The sequence below is a fragment of the Maribellus luteus genome, assembly GCF_003576475.1.
Classification (GTDB): Bacteria; Bacteroidota; Bacteroidia; order Bacteroidales; family Prolixibacteraceae; genus Draconibacterium; species Draconibacterium luteum.
The window spans coordinates 36,786-53,033 of sequence record NZ_QWGR01000023.1; the positions used below are offsets into that span (position 1 = coordinate 36,786).

Below are 16,248 nucleotides of genomic sequence, written 5' to 3' on the forward strand. Positions count from 1 at the left end.
TAACGTTTCAAAAAAGCAAATCATAAAATTCGGGATGAATTCCCGCTAAAAACAAATAATTGAACCAAATGAAACGAGTCCCGAGTGCTCGGGACGAGTTCCATCTTATTCTTTAAAAAACAAACAATTTTAATAAGATGAAAACAAAAATCAACCTTGTCTTGCTAAGCCTTTGCGCTGTTTTACTTTTTGGAATGAAGGTTTCGGCACAAACCGATTCAGAACCTAAAGAAGCGCTGGTTAAGGTTTACTACTTTCACGTGAATAAGCGGTGTGCCACCTGCAAAGCAATCGAGTCGGAAGCTCAACAGGATGTGAAGGAGTTATTTGGCTCCCAAGTCAGTTTCGTGTCCTACAATTTGGATCAACCCGATGGTGAAGCCAAGGGAAAAGAACTGGGGATCAACAGTCAGGCACTTTTGGTGGTAAAAGGAAAGAAAAAGATCAACCTTACCAACGAAGGATTTTTGTACGCCCGAACCGATCCTGCTAAATTCAAAAAAGTAATCGAGGAAAAGATAAAACCTTTGTTGTAGCATGGAAGGATTTCTGACCGGATTACTCGAAAACAGCTCTTTCCCCGTAGTTACTGCTTTGGTGCTGGGATTAATGACTGCCATCAGTCCTTGTCCTTTGGCAACTAATATTACAGCCGTTGGCTTTATTGGTAAAGACATTGAAAACCGAAACCGGGTTTTTTACAACGGCCTGGTTTACACGTTGGGACGAGCGATAGCTTATACTTTGCTGGCCTTTGTTATTTTCCTGGGAGCCGACCAGTTCGAGGTATCGGGAGTATTTCAGCGCTATGGTATGAAAATCATTGGCCCCTTGCTGATCGTTATCGGACTTTTTATGCTCGGAGTTCTGAAAATCAGTCTTCCGGGAGGCGGAAAAATAGCCGAACGATTCGAGAAAAAAGGAGTGACAGGCTACTGGGACGTTCTTTTGCTGGGCATGTTGTTTGCCATGGCCTTTTGTCCCTACAGCGGCGTTTTGTACTTCGGAATGCTGATTCCTTTAACGATCAGTAGTGCATCGGGCTTGTATCTCCCTGTGGTCTTCGCCATTGCCACCGGTATTCCGGTCATCTTGTTTGCCTGGCTGATTGCTTATGCCGTGTCGGGGGTCGGAGGTTTGTACCAACGGCTAAAAACCTTCGAATATTGGTTCCGGAAAGTCATCGCAGTTTTATTTGTCCTCGTAGGACTGTATTACATTATTACAGTGTTCTTTTAAGCATTCACTGGCTTGAATGTGTGTGATTAAATGGGTGGTATTTTTTTGACTAAAAACCAACATCATGAAACAAAAATCAATAGGCTTTATCGGTGGAGGCCGTATTACGCGAATCTTTTTGCAGGGCCTCAGCAACAAAAACGCGTTGTCCGGAAATGTAAAGGTATTTGATCCGAATACTGAAACAGTAAATGCCTTGTGTACTGATTTTCAGGAGATAGAAAAAGCAGAAACAGTGGCGGATGTTGCGGCACAGCAGCTGGTATTTATCGCCGTACATCCTCCGGTGGTGATGGAAACTTTGCAGGCGATTAAAGAGGTGGTGAACGCGTCAACTGTAGTGATTTCGCTGGCACCCAAAATTACCCTCGAAAAAATGGCGGCGGTGTTACCAACTCAAAAACTGGTTCGGATGATCCCCAACGCCACATCGTTTATCAACGAAGGCTACAATCCTGTGACTTTTGCCCCTGGTTTTGTAGACCAGGATAAAAAGAAGCTGTTGAAACTATTGAAAAAGCTGGGGAAAACCTTCGAGACCGAAGAAGCAAAGCTGGAAAGTTATGCCATTAGCTCGGCCATGTTGCCTACCTATTTCTGGTTTCAGTGGCAGGAAATGGAGGCGATAGCCAAAGAAACCGGTTTAAGCGAAGAGGAAGCCCGGCTGACCGTTTCTACTACGTTGAAGAAGGCCTGGAAATTATATTATCAGTCAGGCTTGCAAGCCAACGAAGTAATGGACCTGATTCCGGTGAAACCAATCGGCGAAAATGAACCGGAAATCAAAAATATTCTGAATGCCAAACTGCTGGGGTTGTTTGGGAAGATTAAGCCTTAATGGTGACGCGTTTTCATCTTTGTGCGTCTGCTTAAAGTCGTAGAGATTCCTCTCTGCGTTCGGAATGACAAGTATTTGAATGACTTTTGCTTTTGGGAGAAATGGTCTCGTAGCAAAGCCGCGAGACCATTTCTCCCGAAAGCCCTAAAAAGCACAACATATTGTCATTCTGAACGAATCCGTCAATTGACGGAGAAGTGAAAGAATCTTTTTCTGAATAATTTAACTAGGTAATCGTGTTTTTTCAGCATGTAATAAAAATTTAATGACGTATTTATACGTTATTTGATTTTGTGACGTATATTTGCGTCATAGAATTGATAAAGATGGTACAATCAAAAACGGAATTATTCGATAAGGAGCTGGCTGAAAAGGCGATGCTTTTCAAAGCGCTGGCACATCCGGCCCGTTTGCGCATTTTGCAGTTTCTGGCCGAAACGCGGAGTTGTATGACGGGCGATATCTGCGAAGTTCTTCCTTTAAGCCGTACAACGGTGAATCAACATTTAAAGGAGTTGAAAGAACCGGGCTTGATCAAAGGCGAAATTGACGGGGTGAAAACCAATTACTGTTTGAATTCAGAAAAAATAAACAATCTAAAGGACATGCTGGGCGGATTTCTTTCAGAAATCGACTGCTGTTCGGATAACAACTGTTAAAACATTTACCAATGAAGATACTGATTTTATGCACCGGCAACAGTTGCCGCAGCCAAATGGCACATGGATTTATGCAATCGTTCGATAGCCGGCTGGAAGTGGCTTCTGCCGGAACCGAAGCTTCGGGCAAACTCAACCACAAAGCCGTGGAAGTGATGAAGGAGATTGGGATTGATATCAGCGGACACAGTTCTGATTCGGTGGAGATCTACCTCGATCAGGAGTGGGATTACGTGATTACCGTTTGTGGTGGCGCTAACGAAAGTTGCCCGGCGTTTATCGGGAAAGTAAAACACCGCCTGCACATCGGGTTCGACGATCCGTCGCATGCCGTTGGAACGCCCGAGTTTATCCAAAGCGAATACTACCGCGTAAGAGACGAGATCAAAGAAGGTTTTTATGCATTTTATCAAAAAGAAATTTTACCTCAATTGTCATGAAAGCAGAAGATGTAAAAAAAATGGTGCAGGAAAAGTACGGGACCATTGCTTCCCAAAGTACTATCCTGAAACAGTCGGGATGTTGCGGACCATCGACTTGCTGCGGTGAGCTGGAGTTTAGCATGATCGGCGACGAATACAGCTCGGTTAAAGGCCATAATCCCGATGCGGATATGGGGTTAGGTTGCGGCTTACCGACTGAATATGCTGGAATCCACCCGGGAGATTCGGTGCTGGATTTAGGCTCAGGAGCCGGAAACGATTGCTTTGTGGCACGCAGCATTGTGGGGGAAAGCGGAAAGGTTACCGGGCTCGATTTTACGGAGGAAATGGTTAACAAAGCGCAGGCGAACCTTGCCAAAACAGGCTTTACCAACATGGAATTTGTTATGGGTGACATTGAAAACATGCCCTTGTCCGACAATACTTTCGATGTGGTGATCAGCAACTGTGTGCTAAACCTTGTTCCCGATAAACAACAGGCTTTTTCCGAAATATTCCGCGTATTGAAACCGGGCGGGCATTTCTGTATTTCGGATGTGGTACTTGCAGGCGATTTGCCGGAAAAGATAAAACAGGAAGCCGAAATGTATGCAGGTTGCGTGGCCGGTGCATCGCAGGAACCCGATTATTTGCAGATCATCCAAAACATTGGCTTTGCGGATCTTCAAATTCATAAAAGGAGAGCCATAACAGTTCCGGACGATGTTCTTCATAAATACCTTTCTGTGGAGGAAGTCGCCGAATTGAAAACAAAGGGAGCAGGTATCTTCAGTTTAACGCTAAGCGCAACAAAATAGGAAGTATGAATCAAGGGAAAAAACGCATTGGTTTTTTTGAAAAATACCTGACTTTGTGGGTGGCTGTGTGTATTGCCGCAGGTATCGGCATTGGTCACTGGGCGGGTGAAAGCATCGGGTTTTTAAGCAGTATGGAAGTATTTAAGGTAAACATTCCGGTGGCCGTTTTAATCTGGCTGATGATTTACCCCATGATGTTGCAGGTCGATTTCTCGAGTTTGAAGAACATTGGCAAACGCCCCAAAGGATTGATTCTGACGCTGGTGGTTAACTGGCTGATCAAACCTTTTACTATGGCCTTTTTTGCCTGGTTGTTTTTTTCAAAGTTGTACGCGGCTTTTATTTCGCCCGAGCAGGCTGGTGAGTACATTGCCGGGGCCATTTTGCTGGGGGCAGCACCCTGCACCGCCATGGTTTTTGTGTGGAGCTACCTCACCGACGGCGATCCGAATTATACGCTGGTGCAGGTTTCGGTGAACGACTTGATTATTTTGGTAGCCTTTATTCCCATTGTCGGGTTGTTGCTGGGGATCACCAATATTACGATTCCCTACGATACGCTGGCAGCCAGCATTGTGGTGTTTGTGGTTATTCCTTTGGTGGCCGGGTTTATTACCCACAAAGTATTGATCCGAAAAAGGGGAGAGGAGTGGTTCAGGGAAGAGTTTCTGCCCCGCTTTAAACCGGTTTCAATTGTTGCTTTGCTAAGCACGCTGGTTTTATTGTTTGCCTTTCAGGGGAAAACCATTATCGAAAAGCCGCTGATTATTCTGCTGGTGGCTGTGCCACTGGTTATTCAAACCTACTTTATCTTTTTTATCACCTGGGTGGGTGGCCGGAAATTAAAACTTCCGCATGCCATTTGTTCTCCGGCAGCGATGATTGGCGCCAGTAATTTCTTTGAACTGGCGGTAGCCGTTGCCATTGCGTTGTTTGGCTTGCAATCGCCTGCTGCGATGGTAACCGTTGTTGGTGTGCTGGTAGAGGTGCCGGTAATGCTTTCGCTGGTGAAACTGGCCAACCGCTGGCGGTATTGAAAGGAATTTTAGTGCCATTCAAAACCGAATAGAGTAGCATACGGTTTTTCACAGAGGTTAGAGGTTGGAAGTAGTGATTGGGTGAAAAGCAGATGTTTTCCTGAACTTCGTACGGTTATTTGCGTACATTTAAACTGGTTTTTTATAAGTGCTTCAGAGAGATAAAGCATAGGAATTAGTTTAAGTAGATTATTGGGGCCTCAAATAAAGCTGATCTTCCGAAATTAATTCCGACCTAAAATTTTCTGCAGATGTCAAACAATTGTATAAATCAGTTTATTGCTTTATCAGGAAAGTATTTCAAAACTTATCTTGGCGTAAGTATTTCTGTTTTTTTGTTTATTCTGTTTTTCCAACCTTTTCCAACTGCAAATTTTGAGTTTGAGAACAAGCAGTTATACATTTCCGGTTACGGATTAATCGTTTTTATTATCCAGGTAATCGTACAGATTATCTTTCAGGCGTATCTTCTTCAGGACAAGACGGAAGAGGAATACAATCCGATATGGAATTTGCTTTATTACTTTTTGCTGCTTGCGTTAACCAGCGTAGCTTTTGTTTTTTACCTGAGGTATGTAGGCAATACTGCCATTACGTTTAACCTGGTTTTACGGGTTGTGGTAATTAGTGTGAGTGTGCCGGTTACCTTACATTTGAAAAATTCCCTTCAGTTGATAAACGGAAAATACCAGCAGCTGTTGGACGAAAACAGGCTGATTCAGGACCGGCTAAATCAGTTCACCGAAAGCAGTGCCAACAAATCTGTTGAACTGAGTTCTGATAACGAGGGTGACAATTTAATCATTCAGGTAGCAGAAATCGTATATGCAAAATCAGCTGATAATTACGTGGAAGTTGGATTTAAGGAAGGCGGCGAGCTTCAGAAAAAGCTGATCCGGAACACCCTGAAGAATATTGAAAATCAACTGAAGGAATACCATGTTTTTACGCGCACACACCGCTCTTGTATTGTCAACATACAACACATCGAAAAGTTAAATAAGAATTTTAACACCTATTGGTTAACGCTTACCGACATCAAAGAAACCGTTCCGGTTTCGCGGCAGTATTTAATGGCTGTAAAGGACTTGTTGTAAGGTACAGGGGCGAATGACATTCGTCCGGGTATTTTAACACTTGTCCTCTCAAATTAAGTCCCATCCCAAAAAAACTTTTGCCAGTCCCTTTCATTTTATCCCGGCAAAATCCCTTTGTAAATTTGGGTTATCTTCTCATTTTCTGAGAGCTGCAAAATAAAATCGAAAAGGAACCTGTGAATTGGATTGAGCCAGTTCATTTGAAAAATGATTGTATGAAATGAGCATGATAATGGGATTCACACCAAACTACATGATTAAATCTCATGCGAATTCCATCTGTTACCGTGTAAAAAATTAAAAATTTAAACAGATGAAAGTATTAATGATATATCCAAAATACCCCGATACTTACTGGAGTTTTAAGCATGCGTTAAAATTCATTTCCAAAAAGGCAGCCGTGCCTCCTTTGGGCTTGATCACCGTTTCGGCGATGTTGCCGGAAAGCTGGCAAAAAAAGCTGGTTGATTTAAATATTGAAGAGCTGAAAAACAAAGAGCTGGCTTGGGCTGATTATGTTTTTTTGAGCAGTATGTATGTTCAGAAAGAATCGGTTGATGATATTTTGGCTCGTTGCCGGGAACACGCTGTGAAAGTAATTGCCGGAGGTCCCCTGTTTACGCAAGAGTACGACAATTATCCGCAAATAGACCACTTTATATTGAACGAGGCAGAAATTACGCTGCCTCTGTTTTTATCCGACCTGGCAAACGGAGCTCCTTTAAAAAGAATTTACAGAAGCGATGAATTTGCTGATTTATCAGTGTCTCCCGTACCGGATTACTACCTGCTGAATCGAAAAGCTTATGCTTCCATGAGCCTTCAGGTATCGCGGGGATGCCCGTTTTCATGCGATTTTTGCGAAATAACAACATTGCTTGGGCACAAAGTGCGGATGAAAAGCAAAGAGCAGATCATTGATGAGTTGGAAACGTTGTACAAGCTAAATTGGCGCGGGCTTATATCCGTGGTGGACGATAATTTTATCGGGAATAAAAAAGTGATAAAGAATGAGTTGCTTCCTTCGATGATCGGATGGATGAAGCAGCATCGCCACCCGTTTAGCTTTAACGCACAAACTTCGATAAATCTGGCCGATGACGACCGGCTGCTGGCAATGATGCGGGAAGCCGGTTTTACCTCCACTTTTATTGGCATTGAAACACCGGTGGAAGAGTCATTGCAAAGCTGTCATAAAATTCAGAATGAAAACAGGGATTTACTCGAAAATGTGAAGCAAATACAAAAAGCGGGCCTCCAGGTGTCGGGGGGATTTATCGTAGGGTTCGACAGTGATACTTTTACCGTGTTTCAGCGGCAAATCGAGTTTATTCAGAAAAGCGGTATTGTATCGGCCATGGTCGGATTACTTAACGCCCCCAAGAATACGAGGCTGTATAAACAAATGGAAGCAGAAAACCGCTTAACGGTTGACCCAACCGGAAGTAATACTGATTTTACGATGAATTTTGTTCCCAAAATGAATAAGCAGAAACTGCTCGACGGATACCGGCACATTATTGCCAACATTTATACAGAAAGGCCTTATTATAAGCGCGTCAGGGAACTGTTCCGGAATTACCAGCCGGTGAAAATGGGTAAAAAAGGTATTGAATACAACCGGATTAAAGCCTTTGCCAAATCAATTTTTGTTTTGGGACTGGTAAGCGAGGGCAGGCTGGAATACTGGAAGTTCATGGGCTGGACGGTACTGAACAAACCCAAGCTATTAGCCGAGGCAATCACTTTTTCCGTGTATGGTTATCATTTTCGTACGGTTTACGGACTAAGAAAAGGTAAAGCCCCCAATTGACTAGCGAATGAAAATTACTGAAATATAATAAATGAAATAAGTTTTAATAAAATGCGAAACATAAAGTACTCAAGACATAAGCTCAATTTTACGACGGAATTAAGAAATTCAGTCAACGAATATTTTAGCAAAAACAACATTCAACCTTACGGAAACCGGAAAATTTACCTAAAGACTATTTTTATGGGCCTGTTGTACCTGGTGCCTTATATTCTGATGGTTTCGGGGCTTGTGACTTCTGTTATACCGGTTTTGGTGTGCTGGTTTGTTATGGGATTGGGTATGCCGGGACTGGGAATGGTGACCATGCACGATGCCAATCATGGGTCATTCTCGAAGCATGAATGGGTAAACCGGTTTTTTGGAAATTCATTGTATCTGCTGGGTGGGTTTCCGCCAAACTGGCGCTACCAGCACAACACGCTTCATCATGGATTTACGAACATTGAAGGACACGATGAAGATATCGCCCCTCCGGGTATTCTGCGGTTTTCGCCTCACCGTCCTTTAAAAAAGATTCATCGTTACCAGCATATCTATGCCTGGTTCTTTTATAGTTTGATGACGATTTCGTGGATCGTTTCCAAAGATTTCAGACGCTTTAAAAAGTACCAAAAAATGGGGGTTAAACTAAGCGGAAAACGAAGGGTTAACCAATTGCTTAGTCATATAATACTATCAAAAATTGTTTATTACTGCGTATTCCTGCTTATTCCACTCTTAACCATCCCGGTTTCGTGGTATTGGATAGTTGCCGGATTTTTACTGATGCATTTTACTGCAGGTTTGGTATTAAGTACCATTTTTCAGGCGGCTCATGTTGTGCCTTCTTCTGAGTATCCAATGCCTGATAAAGATGGGCAGATCGAAAATAACTGGACGATTCATCAATTGCATACAACCTGCGATTTCGCGCCTAAAAGCAAAATTTTTTCCTGGTTTGTTGGAGGCCTGAATTTTCAGGTAGAACACCATTTGTTCCCGAACGTGAGCCACATACATTATCGGAAAATCTCGGAAATTGTGCAGGCGAAGGCAAAGGAGTTCAACCTTCCGTACCATGTAAACAAGAGCTTTGTTCATGCCGTGTGGCAACATATAAGGATGTTGAAATTGCTGGGAAGCAGTAAAGGGACTGCGAACCCGGCTTGCTGATTGAAATACGGCAATCTTTTGTGCAGTGAAGAGTTTTGCGAAAGAATTTTATGAAGAGCGAAAAGAGATAAAAAAAGGTGAAGCTTTATATTAAAAATATGGTTTGTATTCGCTGCCAGGCGGTAGTGAGGGACGAATTAGAGAAGATGGGCCTTTCGTATTCGTACGTAAAAATCGGGGAAGCCGAGCTTGTTGGAAACGCCCGGCCTGAGCAGTTAATTCATTTGGCATTCGCTTTAAAAAAATCAGGGCTTGTGTTAATCGACGACAGGAAGAGCATTTTGGTGGAAAAGATAAAAGGTGTAATTATTAGCTTGGTTCATTACACGGAAGAACAGATCAAGGTAAATCTTTCCGATTATCTCAGTGAAAAACTGAACTACGATTATACCTATTTATCCAATCTTTTTTCGGAAGTAAATGGCACAAGCATCGAAAAATTTTACCTCACACACAAAATAGAAAGAGCGAAAGAGTTGATCGTTTACAACGAACTAAATCTTACCGAGATTGCGTACAAACTTCATTACAGCAGCGTTGCCCATTTGTCGAACCAATTCAGACAATACACCGGGCTAACGCCATCCCGTTTTAAGAAATTGAGAAACCCGGAACGAATTAGGCTTGAAAATGTGTGAGTGGTTCAAATTAAAATGAAGCAGATCTCGATTGTTTTGGTTAACTTATGTAATAATCAATAAAAATGGCGAAGGGAGGACATTTGAACAAGGAAGAGAAATATTATTTGGAAGATATCTTTTACCGGTTTATCCAGCCGTACTTTCCCATTGAGGATTATATTATTTTTTTCGAATGGGACCGTATTTCCAGAAGCTACCGCTATGTGGTAACACCACTAGGGAACAAAAACAAATTCATTAGTTTCTACCTGCGTGAATACGACAATGTTTGTGATTTTAGATTGGTGGTAATATATACCAGTGTTGGTGAATTTAATTTTCACAACACTCAGAAACTGCTTTTTTTGTTGGCTTATGACGATTTGGAGCGCTTTAATGAATTCTACGAGGAACTGATTGACGAGCTAAAAGAGAAGAGCGTTAAAGATTCTCCTTTCGACTTTTTTATTCCTTTTTTCATGGTTGAGCGTGAAAAATAAAAGCATAGGCAAAACCTGTTTACAACGCTGATCCTAAAGATTCCTGGATCAGTGCGTGCTTCTTGATTCAGATAATACCGGCTTATTTCTTCATGGCTCTTTTCACATAAAAAATACGGAGAAGAACGATAAATGCTGCCAGCGGTAGCAAAATATCGATGTACCGAAACGAATCAAAAGCTAAATAGGCGATAACCCAGAGAAGCACCAACAGGCCTGCAATAATGTATAACGAGTTTTTCATGGTATGGTATTTTGAGCAATAATTTAGTGCCCGATAACCTTATGAAGGTACTTAAATACGGGGTGTAAAGTGTTACACGATTCGGGGCAATAGTTACATCATTCACACATTACCGGGTACTGGCTCAATAAAAAAAATGAATGATTTTAGTTTGTCCCGAGTGTCGGGGCCGGAAGAATTGCTTAGGGCGCCTTTTTAATTCATTGGCACCGGATTTACTTTGTCAGCAAGAGCGTGTTCTTTTGGTAATCAGACAGTATGCTCGAAAACAGATGAGGGTTAAAGAGGTACAGGCAATAACGGATTTTTGTGTACGGGTTCAACTCTTTTTTTTCAATCTCAGCAATTTGTTTAACGGTTAACAGATGAGTTCGCAGGGCATCGTTTAATTCACTTTCCGTAAATTTATTCTTATTGGCAAGAATTTCCTGGACGAAGCCATCAACTTTGAATTCAATAAAATTATAATCGGGAAAATACTTTAGTGCTACAAATAGAAACCGAAAAACATCCAGAGGCATTTTCTTATCAACTGTATAGCCTTTTTTTAAGCGGTTGCTTATTCTTTTTTCTTCAATGCTGATTTCATCGTTTATCCGTAAAAACTCATCGTCAGCAATTTCAAACAATGCCGACAAGCGGTTGATTCTTCGCTTCAGGCTTTGGGGAATACTTTTTTTGTATTTGATTTTGTGGTCCAGAACACTCCAGGCATCCTGAATAATGGTTCTGATTTGAAGTTCAAACTGGATATTTGCGTAGCGGGCGTATTCGTTTTTTTGGGCGTATTTCCCGTTTAGCTTCAGGTCCAGATGCAGACTTTTATAGCCAAATTTATCATCAGTACTTTCAATCTGAACCGTTTTATCGGTAATCGAAACCTCTTTGAAATACTTGTTTAGTTCTTTTCGGATAATACGTACATCTTTCAGGTAGGGACAAACAACGCGTATTCCCACAAAGTCGGATAAAAAATCGATTATCCTGTAGTCGTTTCGTGAAGAGGGAATCGCTGGTAAATACTTCCGTTCAAACTTGCTCAGGCATTCTTCGTAGTCTTTAATCCTACCTGTAACGTATTCAACGTTTGGAAGGGGGGCAATGAGTTGCGTGAAGGCTGCCAATGCCAAATGGTAAAATTCAAGATTAGAATCATAATCGTTTTTGAATTCAGTTATTTTTAAATCGAAATGTGACATAAATTGGGGTGACGGGTAAAGCAATATTTCCACGTGAACAGTGGCAAAAAATCTGTCGTCATTTCAGCTTCCAACCAAAATTGAAAAGACGAAAAAATCCCGCATTGAGCGGGATTTGATATCTGTTGTTGAAACGAATTAAACTCGTTTAACATTTACGGCGTTTATTCCTTTTTGTCCCTGTTGCAACTCGAAAGTTACTGTATCGGCTTCTTTTACAAAATCAACCAATCCTGATGAATGGACAAAATACTCCTTTTCAGAATTTGAATCTTTAATAAAACCAAATCCTTTTGCTTCGTTAAAAAACTTTATAGTTCCTTTATTCATGATATTATTTTAAAAATATTAATAACGTCTTCTGTTAAATCCTCCGCCACCGCGGTTATCCCGGCCACGATCGTTTCTGTCGGGTCTGGGGCGGGCTACATTTACAATAATTGTTTTGCCTTCAAACTCTGTTTCATGCAAAGCCTCGATGGCTTCTTTACCTTCGGCATCCTGCATTTCAACAAAGCCAAATCCACGCGATGCTCCGGTGTACTTGTCCATGATAACGTTTGCAGAACTAACCTCTCCGTATGTTGCAAATAATTCTTTTAAGCTTTCACCTGTTGTGTTATTACTTAAATTCGATACATAAATATTCATTCGTATATGTTTTTAATTATTAAACGGAAACTCCTGTAACCCGCACCAAATAATCATCCTCTTTTGTGATTATTTTTACCGGGCTTGTTTCATTGGTTTCTATTTAAATCGTGAATAAAATTTCTACTCAGCTGGCTCAATCTTTACGGCGTTTAAGCCCCTGTTTCCTTTGGCCAGTTCAAAAGAAACCTTGTTTCCTTCGGTGATATTGGGATAAGCATCAGATATATGAAAAAAGTACTTTTCGGTACTGGCCATGTCTTTAATAAAACCGTAACCTTTGTCTTTCTTAAAATGCTCTACACGCCCTTTTAACGGCACGTCTTCCTCTTCCTGTTTTTTGGGCGTGGAAATGGCGATTTTATTGGCATCTACTTTCTTTTTAATCGGATCGGGCTGGGTATCCGTGATTACCCCGTTTTCATCCACATAAGCAATCATATCGTCCAGTGATCCACTGCCTCCGTTGGCTTTGCGTACTTCTTTTCGCTGTTGTTTTTCTTTTCTTTTCCGAGCTCTTTTTTTCTCTAATTCTTTTTTATTAAAAGAAATCGATGATCTACCCATTCATATTTGTTTTAATGTTATTGCTGATTTTATTTCAAGTTTGCAGCTACTTTAGTTGCTCTAAATCTTGAATGTCGAATAATGATTAACGAATAATGAATGAGGATGTGCGTTGCTGCATCGCTGTTCATATTTTTTGTAATCGTCAATCTGCAATCGTTAACCGATATTCATCATTTTTAGTTATTCTCCAATACACAGTGGTTGATTAGGCCACTACGGTATTCAGTTTCTTTCCCGTCAGTTTTTGGATGTCGCGCACCATCGAATATTCGTCCTGCGAACAAAACGACAAGGCAATTCCACTTTTTCCGGCACGTCCGGTACGCCCAATCCGGTGTACATAGGTTTCGGCCACATCCGGCAGGTCGTAATTGATCACGGTCTCCAGGTTGGCAATATCAATGCCCCTTGCCGCAATATCGGTGGCCACAATCACCCTTGTTCTTCTCGACTTGAAATTCTCAAGCGCCCGTTGCCGTGCTCCCTGCGATTTATTGCCGTGAATGGCTTCGCAATCTATTCCGTTTACATTCAATATGCGGGCAATTTTATCGGCCCCTCGCTTGGTACGCGAAAAAACCAGCACCGAGTTATTCTGCTCGTTTCGGAGTATGGAAACAAGGAGTTGGTTCTTTTTCGGCCGTTCCACATAGTACAGGTGTTGCTCGATCATCTCGGCGGTTGAGGCAACCGGGTTTACTTTTACACGTACCGGGTTGCGCAGTATCGATTTCGAAAGCGTGGCAATAGTCGCCGGCATGGTGGCCGAAAAAAACAGGGTTTGTTTTTGTTGCGGCAGCATGGGTAACAGGCGTTTAATGTCGTGTATAAACCCCATGTCGAGCATGCGGTCGGCTTCGTCGAGCACAAAGTGCCGGATATGGCGAAGCGAAATGTGCTTTTGCTGGATGAGGTCGAGCAAACGCCCGGGTGTGGCAACCAGAATATCGACACCTCTTCGCAGCTTATCAACCTGCGGCCCCTGTTTTACGCCGCCAAAAATCACGGCATGGCGCATCTCGGTATATTTTCCGTACTCCCAAAAGCTTTCGCCAATTTGTATGGCCAGCTCCCGGGTGGGAGTGAGGATCAGTGCTTTTATTTCACGTTTCTGTCCGTGTTGGAAAGACTCGCTCAATTGCTGAATAATGGGAATGGCAAAGGCGGCCGTTTTTCCGGTGCCGGTTTGAGCCAGGCCCAGTAGGTCGCTACCACTAAGTGCGGCCGGAATTGCCTTCTCCTGTATCGGAGTAGGAGTTTCGTAGTTCTTGTTGGCCAGAGCCCTTAATATGGGCTCTGAAATATTTAATTCTTTAAATGTCATAATTGAATGCGCTGTTCGGATCTACAGCTTTCTTTTAATAATTAATAAGCATACGGGAAAAATGCAGCGATTTCAGGTATTTAATCCAGAAGATACTATCTAAAAATGCGTTTGTACAATTCCGCCTGGCAGTATACGGTTTTGTGCAAAGGCAATACCTTACTACGTGTTGAACTCTGTTGTTCAAACGTTTGCTTTTTGGTGTTTGGCCGGGATGATTTCGGGTGAATGTGTGGACCACATCAGATCAAAGGGCTTAGCGCCCGAGGGTGTTAAAACAGTATAAAAAGATTTTGTCATAATATATTAAAGTGTGTCACGATGTATTGCGTAGCACACTCGCGACCTGTTAATCTAAACAAGAAAGTTGATTTTGGATGTCGATTGGACCATGAGAAGATTCGCTAACCAGCGGCGAAACAAAGCATTGCTAATGTCGATTCAATAAAAACCTGATTGTCAAGGGGACAAAGGTAGAAATTAATTCCGGATAAAATCATAATTTACAGATATTGTAGTCTTAATTTCACATTGGGCGATCTAAGGGCCCTTTTTCGGGAGAATGAAAGACTGCTTGCTTGCGGGATTTTACCCATTAGCAATTTTTTAACAGAACAGGCTTTTAGCATACCAACGTCCGAAAATTTCTGTACTACAGTTGTACAATGAATGAAATTCCACATATTCGTAAAAAATAACGACGTATGCTGATTTCATTATTGCTGGTGCTTGCAGGATTTGTGGCACTTATATTTGGTGCCAACTGGCTGGTGGATGGAGCTTCGGCACTGGCAAAGAAATACCGGGTTTCCGACCTGGCAATCGGGTTAACGATTGTGGCTTTCGGAACTTCGGCACCCGAGATGGTGGTCAACCTGGTGGCTTCCACCAAAGGCTTGTCCGATATTGTGCTGGGAAACGTGATTGGAAGTAATAACTTCAATTTATTCATCATCCTGGGTATTTCGGGCTTGTTGTACCCGATTACGGTGCAGTCGTCAACGGCCTGGCGCGAAATTCCGCTGTCGATTGTTGTGTTACTGGTGCTGATTGCCCTTGCCAATAACTTTTTTGTGGGGGTACCTGCCTTGTCGCGCATCGACGGGGTAATTTTGCTGACCTTGTTTTTAGGCTTTCTGTTTTATGTTTTCAAGCAAATGAAAGCCGAAAATGCAGAAGCATCAAAGCCGGTGGAGCGGGCCTTGTGGAAGATTGTGCTGTTTATAATTCTCGGACTGGGCGGTCTTGTTGCCGGCGGACAGCTGGTGGTAAACAACGCCGTGAAAATCGCTTCGTTGCTGGGGGTTAGCGAAAAAATTATTGGTTTAACCATTGTCGCTGCCGGAACTTCGCTTCCCGAACTTACCACCTCGATTGTGGCCGCGCTGAAAAGAAACAGCGATATTGCGATCGGGAACGTGATCGGCTCCAATATTTTCAACGTACTCCTGGTACTGGCAGGCAGTTTGCTGATCAATCCCATACCGTTCAATCCTTCGTTTAACACCGATTTGATCATCATGACCAGCGGAAGCATTTTTCTTTTTGTGGCCATGCTTACCGGCAAGCGAAAAAAACTCGACCGCTGGGAAGCCGCCCTGTTACTGGTGCTTTTTATTGCCTATACGGTTTTTCTGATCAAAAAGGAAATCGGGTAAAACTCTTTCATTCCGCAAGCGGAGTTTAATGGCGCGCAGAAAACGCAGATGTACGCAGAAAATGATTTCACTCAAATGGGGAAAATAAAATTTGCGGTCATCAGCGCAATCAGCGGGAGATAAAAAGTACTTGACGAATTCAGAAAGCTGGTTAAAAAAGCTCCCGCAAAAGAGACAACGCTGTATGCGTTGGATTTTCATAGCAACTTGGCGGGTGTGTGTTATTTGTGGCGCAGGAATAAAAAATCGATTGCTTTACGTGCTTAGCGGCTGTTTCCTTAGCGTAGGTTTATCTGCATAAGCGGAGTAGGGAACCGTTCGCCTCTGCGCCTCTACCCCTCGTTTGCAACGAGGGGTAAGTTGTTTTGCATTTGTAATGCCATTTTATTCGGCAGCATTTTTAT

At 42.4% G+C, this 16,248-nt stretch carries 19 protein-coding genes; 13 read left to right on the forward strand and 6 right to left on the reverse strand.

Features of this window, described 5'->3' with window-relative positions; translation table 11 throughout:
• Positions 1-137: 137 nt before the first annotated feature.
• From D1614_RS22570 to D1614_RS22625, 12 genes are all read left to right on the forward strand, one after another.
• Complete coding sequence (locus D1614_RS22570; RefSeq protein WP_119440268.1) at positions 138-536, forward strand: nitrophenyl compound nitroreductase subunit ArsF family protein; 399 nt, start codon at positions 138-140, stop codon at positions 534-536.
• Between the two features lies 1 nt (position 537).
• Positions 538-1,239 carry an aromatic aminobenezylarsenical efflux permease ArsG family transporter gene (locus D1614_RS22575; RefSeq protein WP_119440269.1) on the forward strand — a complete coding sequence of 234 codons (702 nt, stop codon included), beginning with the start codon at positions 538-540 and terminating at the stop codon, positions 1,237-1,239.
• Between the two features lie 64 nt (positions 1,240-1,303).
• On the forward strand, positions 1,304-2,077 hold the full coding sequence (locus D1614_RS22580) for a pyrroline-5-carboxylate reductase family protein (RefSeq protein WP_119440270.1): 774 nt from the start codon (positions 1,304-1,306) through the stop codon (positions 2,075-2,077).
• A 326-nt stretch (positions 2,078-2,403) separates the two neighbouring features.
• On the forward strand, positions 2,404-2,736 hold the full coding sequence (locus D1614_RS22585; protein WP_119440271.1) for an ArsR/SmtB family transcription factor: 333 nt from the start codon (positions 2,404-2,406) through the stop codon (positions 2,734-2,736).
• Positions 2,737-2,747: 11 nt separating this feature from the next.
• Positions 2,748-3,176: an arsenate reductase ArsC gene (locus tag D1614_RS22590; RefSeq protein ID WP_119440272.1), complete on the forward strand. Its 429-nt coding sequence runs from the start codon at positions 2,748-2,750 to the stop codon at positions 3,174-3,176.
• Positions 3,173-3,976: an arsenite methyltransferase gene (locus tag D1614_RS22595; protein ID WP_119440273.1), complete on the forward strand. Its 804-nt coding sequence runs from the start codon at positions 3,173-3,175 to the stop codon at positions 3,974-3,976. The genes D1614_RS22590 and D1614_RS22595 overlap by 4 nt, the downstream gene beginning before the upstream one ends.
• Positions 3,977-3,981: 5 nt before the next feature.
• Positions 3,982-5,013 carry an ACR3 family arsenite efflux transporter gene (gene arsB / locus D1614_RS22600; protein WP_119440274.1) on the forward strand — a complete coding sequence of 344 codons (1,032 nt, stop codon included), beginning with the start codon at positions 3,982-3,984 and terminating at the stop codon, positions 5,011-5,013.
• Between the two features lie 251 nt (positions 5,014-5,264).
• A complete protein-coding gene (locus D1614_RS22605; RefSeq protein WP_119440275.1) occupies positions 5,265-6,110 on the forward strand; it encodes a LytR/AlgR family response regulator transcription factor in 846 nt (281 codons plus the stop codon).
• A gap of 313 nt (positions 6,111-6,423) precedes the next feature.
• Positions 6,424-7,923, forward strand: a complete 1,500-nt coding sequence (locus tag D1614_RS22610) for a B12-binding domain-containing radical SAM protein (RefSeq protein ID WP_119440276.1) — start codon at positions 6,424-6,426, stop codon at positions 7,921-7,923.
• Between the two features lie 51 nt (positions 7,924-7,974).
• The gene (locus tag D1614_RS22615; RefSeq protein WP_119440277.1) at positions 7,975-9,078 is read left to right on the forward strand and encodes a fatty acid desaturase family protein; all 1,104 of its coding nucleotides are present in this window, start codon (positions 7,975-7,977) and stop codon (positions 9,076-9,078) included.
• A 77-nt stretch (positions 9,079-9,155) separates the two neighbouring features.
• The gene (locus D1614_RS22620; RefSeq protein ID WP_241558152.1) at positions 9,156-9,716 is read left to right on the forward strand and encodes a helix-turn-helix domain-containing protein; all 561 of its coding nucleotides are present in this window, start codon (positions 9,156-9,158) and stop codon (positions 9,714-9,716) included.
• A gap of 65 nt (positions 9,717-9,781) precedes the next feature.
• The gene (locus D1614_RS22625; protein WP_119440278.1) at positions 9,782-10,198 is read left to right on the forward strand and encodes a hypothetical protein; all 417 of its coding nucleotides are present in this window, start codon (positions 9,782-9,784) and stop codon (positions 10,196-10,198) included.
• Between the two features lie 82 nt (positions 10,199-10,280).
• On the opposite strand, the gene D1614_RS25705 is transcribed toward D1614_RS22625, so the two are convergent.
• The 6 genes from D1614_RS25705 to D1614_RS22650 form a co-directional block, all read right to left on the reverse strand.
• The gene (locus D1614_RS25705) at positions 10,281-10,442 is read right to left on the reverse strand and encodes a DUF5670 family protein (RefSeq protein ID WP_155523347.1); all 162 of its coding nucleotides are present in this window, start codon (positions 10,440-10,442) and stop codon (positions 10,281-10,283) included.
• A 215-nt stretch (positions 10,443-10,657) separates the two neighbouring features.
• The gene (locus D1614_RS22630) at positions 10,658-11,641 is read right to left on the reverse strand and encodes a GTP pyrophosphokinase (RefSeq protein ID WP_119440279.1); all 984 of its coding nucleotides are present in this window, start codon (positions 11,639-11,641) and stop codon (positions 10,658-10,660) included.
• 138 nt (positions 11,642-11,779) lie between these two features.
• Positions 11,780-11,971: a cold-shock protein gene (locus D1614_RS22635; protein WP_119440280.1), complete on the reverse strand. Its 192-nt coding sequence runs from the start codon at positions 11,969-11,971 to the stop codon at positions 11,780-11,782.
• Positions 11,972-11,989: 18 nt separating this feature from the next.
• Entirely contained in the window at positions 11,990-12,292 is a 303-nt protein-coding gene (rbp, locus tag D1614_RS22640; RefSeq protein WP_119440281.1) for an RNA-binding regulator, read from the reverse strand.
• Positions 12,293-12,415: 123 nt separating this feature from the next.
• A complete protein-coding gene (locus D1614_RS22645) occupies positions 12,416-12,859 on the reverse strand; it encodes a cold-shock protein (RefSeq protein WP_119440282.1) in 444 nt (147 codons plus the stop codon).
• A 208-nt stretch (positions 12,860-13,067) separates the two neighbouring features.
• Positions 13,068-14,186, reverse strand: a complete 1,119-nt coding sequence (locus D1614_RS22650; RefSeq protein ID WP_119440283.1) for a DEAD/DEAH box helicase — start codon at positions 14,184-14,186, stop codon at positions 13,068-13,070.
• A 704-nt stretch (positions 14,187-14,890) separates the two neighbouring features.
• Between D1614_RS22650 and D1614_RS22655 the strand changes: the two genes are divergently transcribed.
• Positions 14,891-15,844 (forward strand): calcium/sodium antiporter, encoded by a 954-nt coding sequence (locus D1614_RS22655; protein WP_119440284.1) that lies wholly within the window; start codon positions 14,891-14,893, stop codon positions 15,842-15,844.
• Positions 15,845-16,248: the final 404 nt, after the last annotated feature.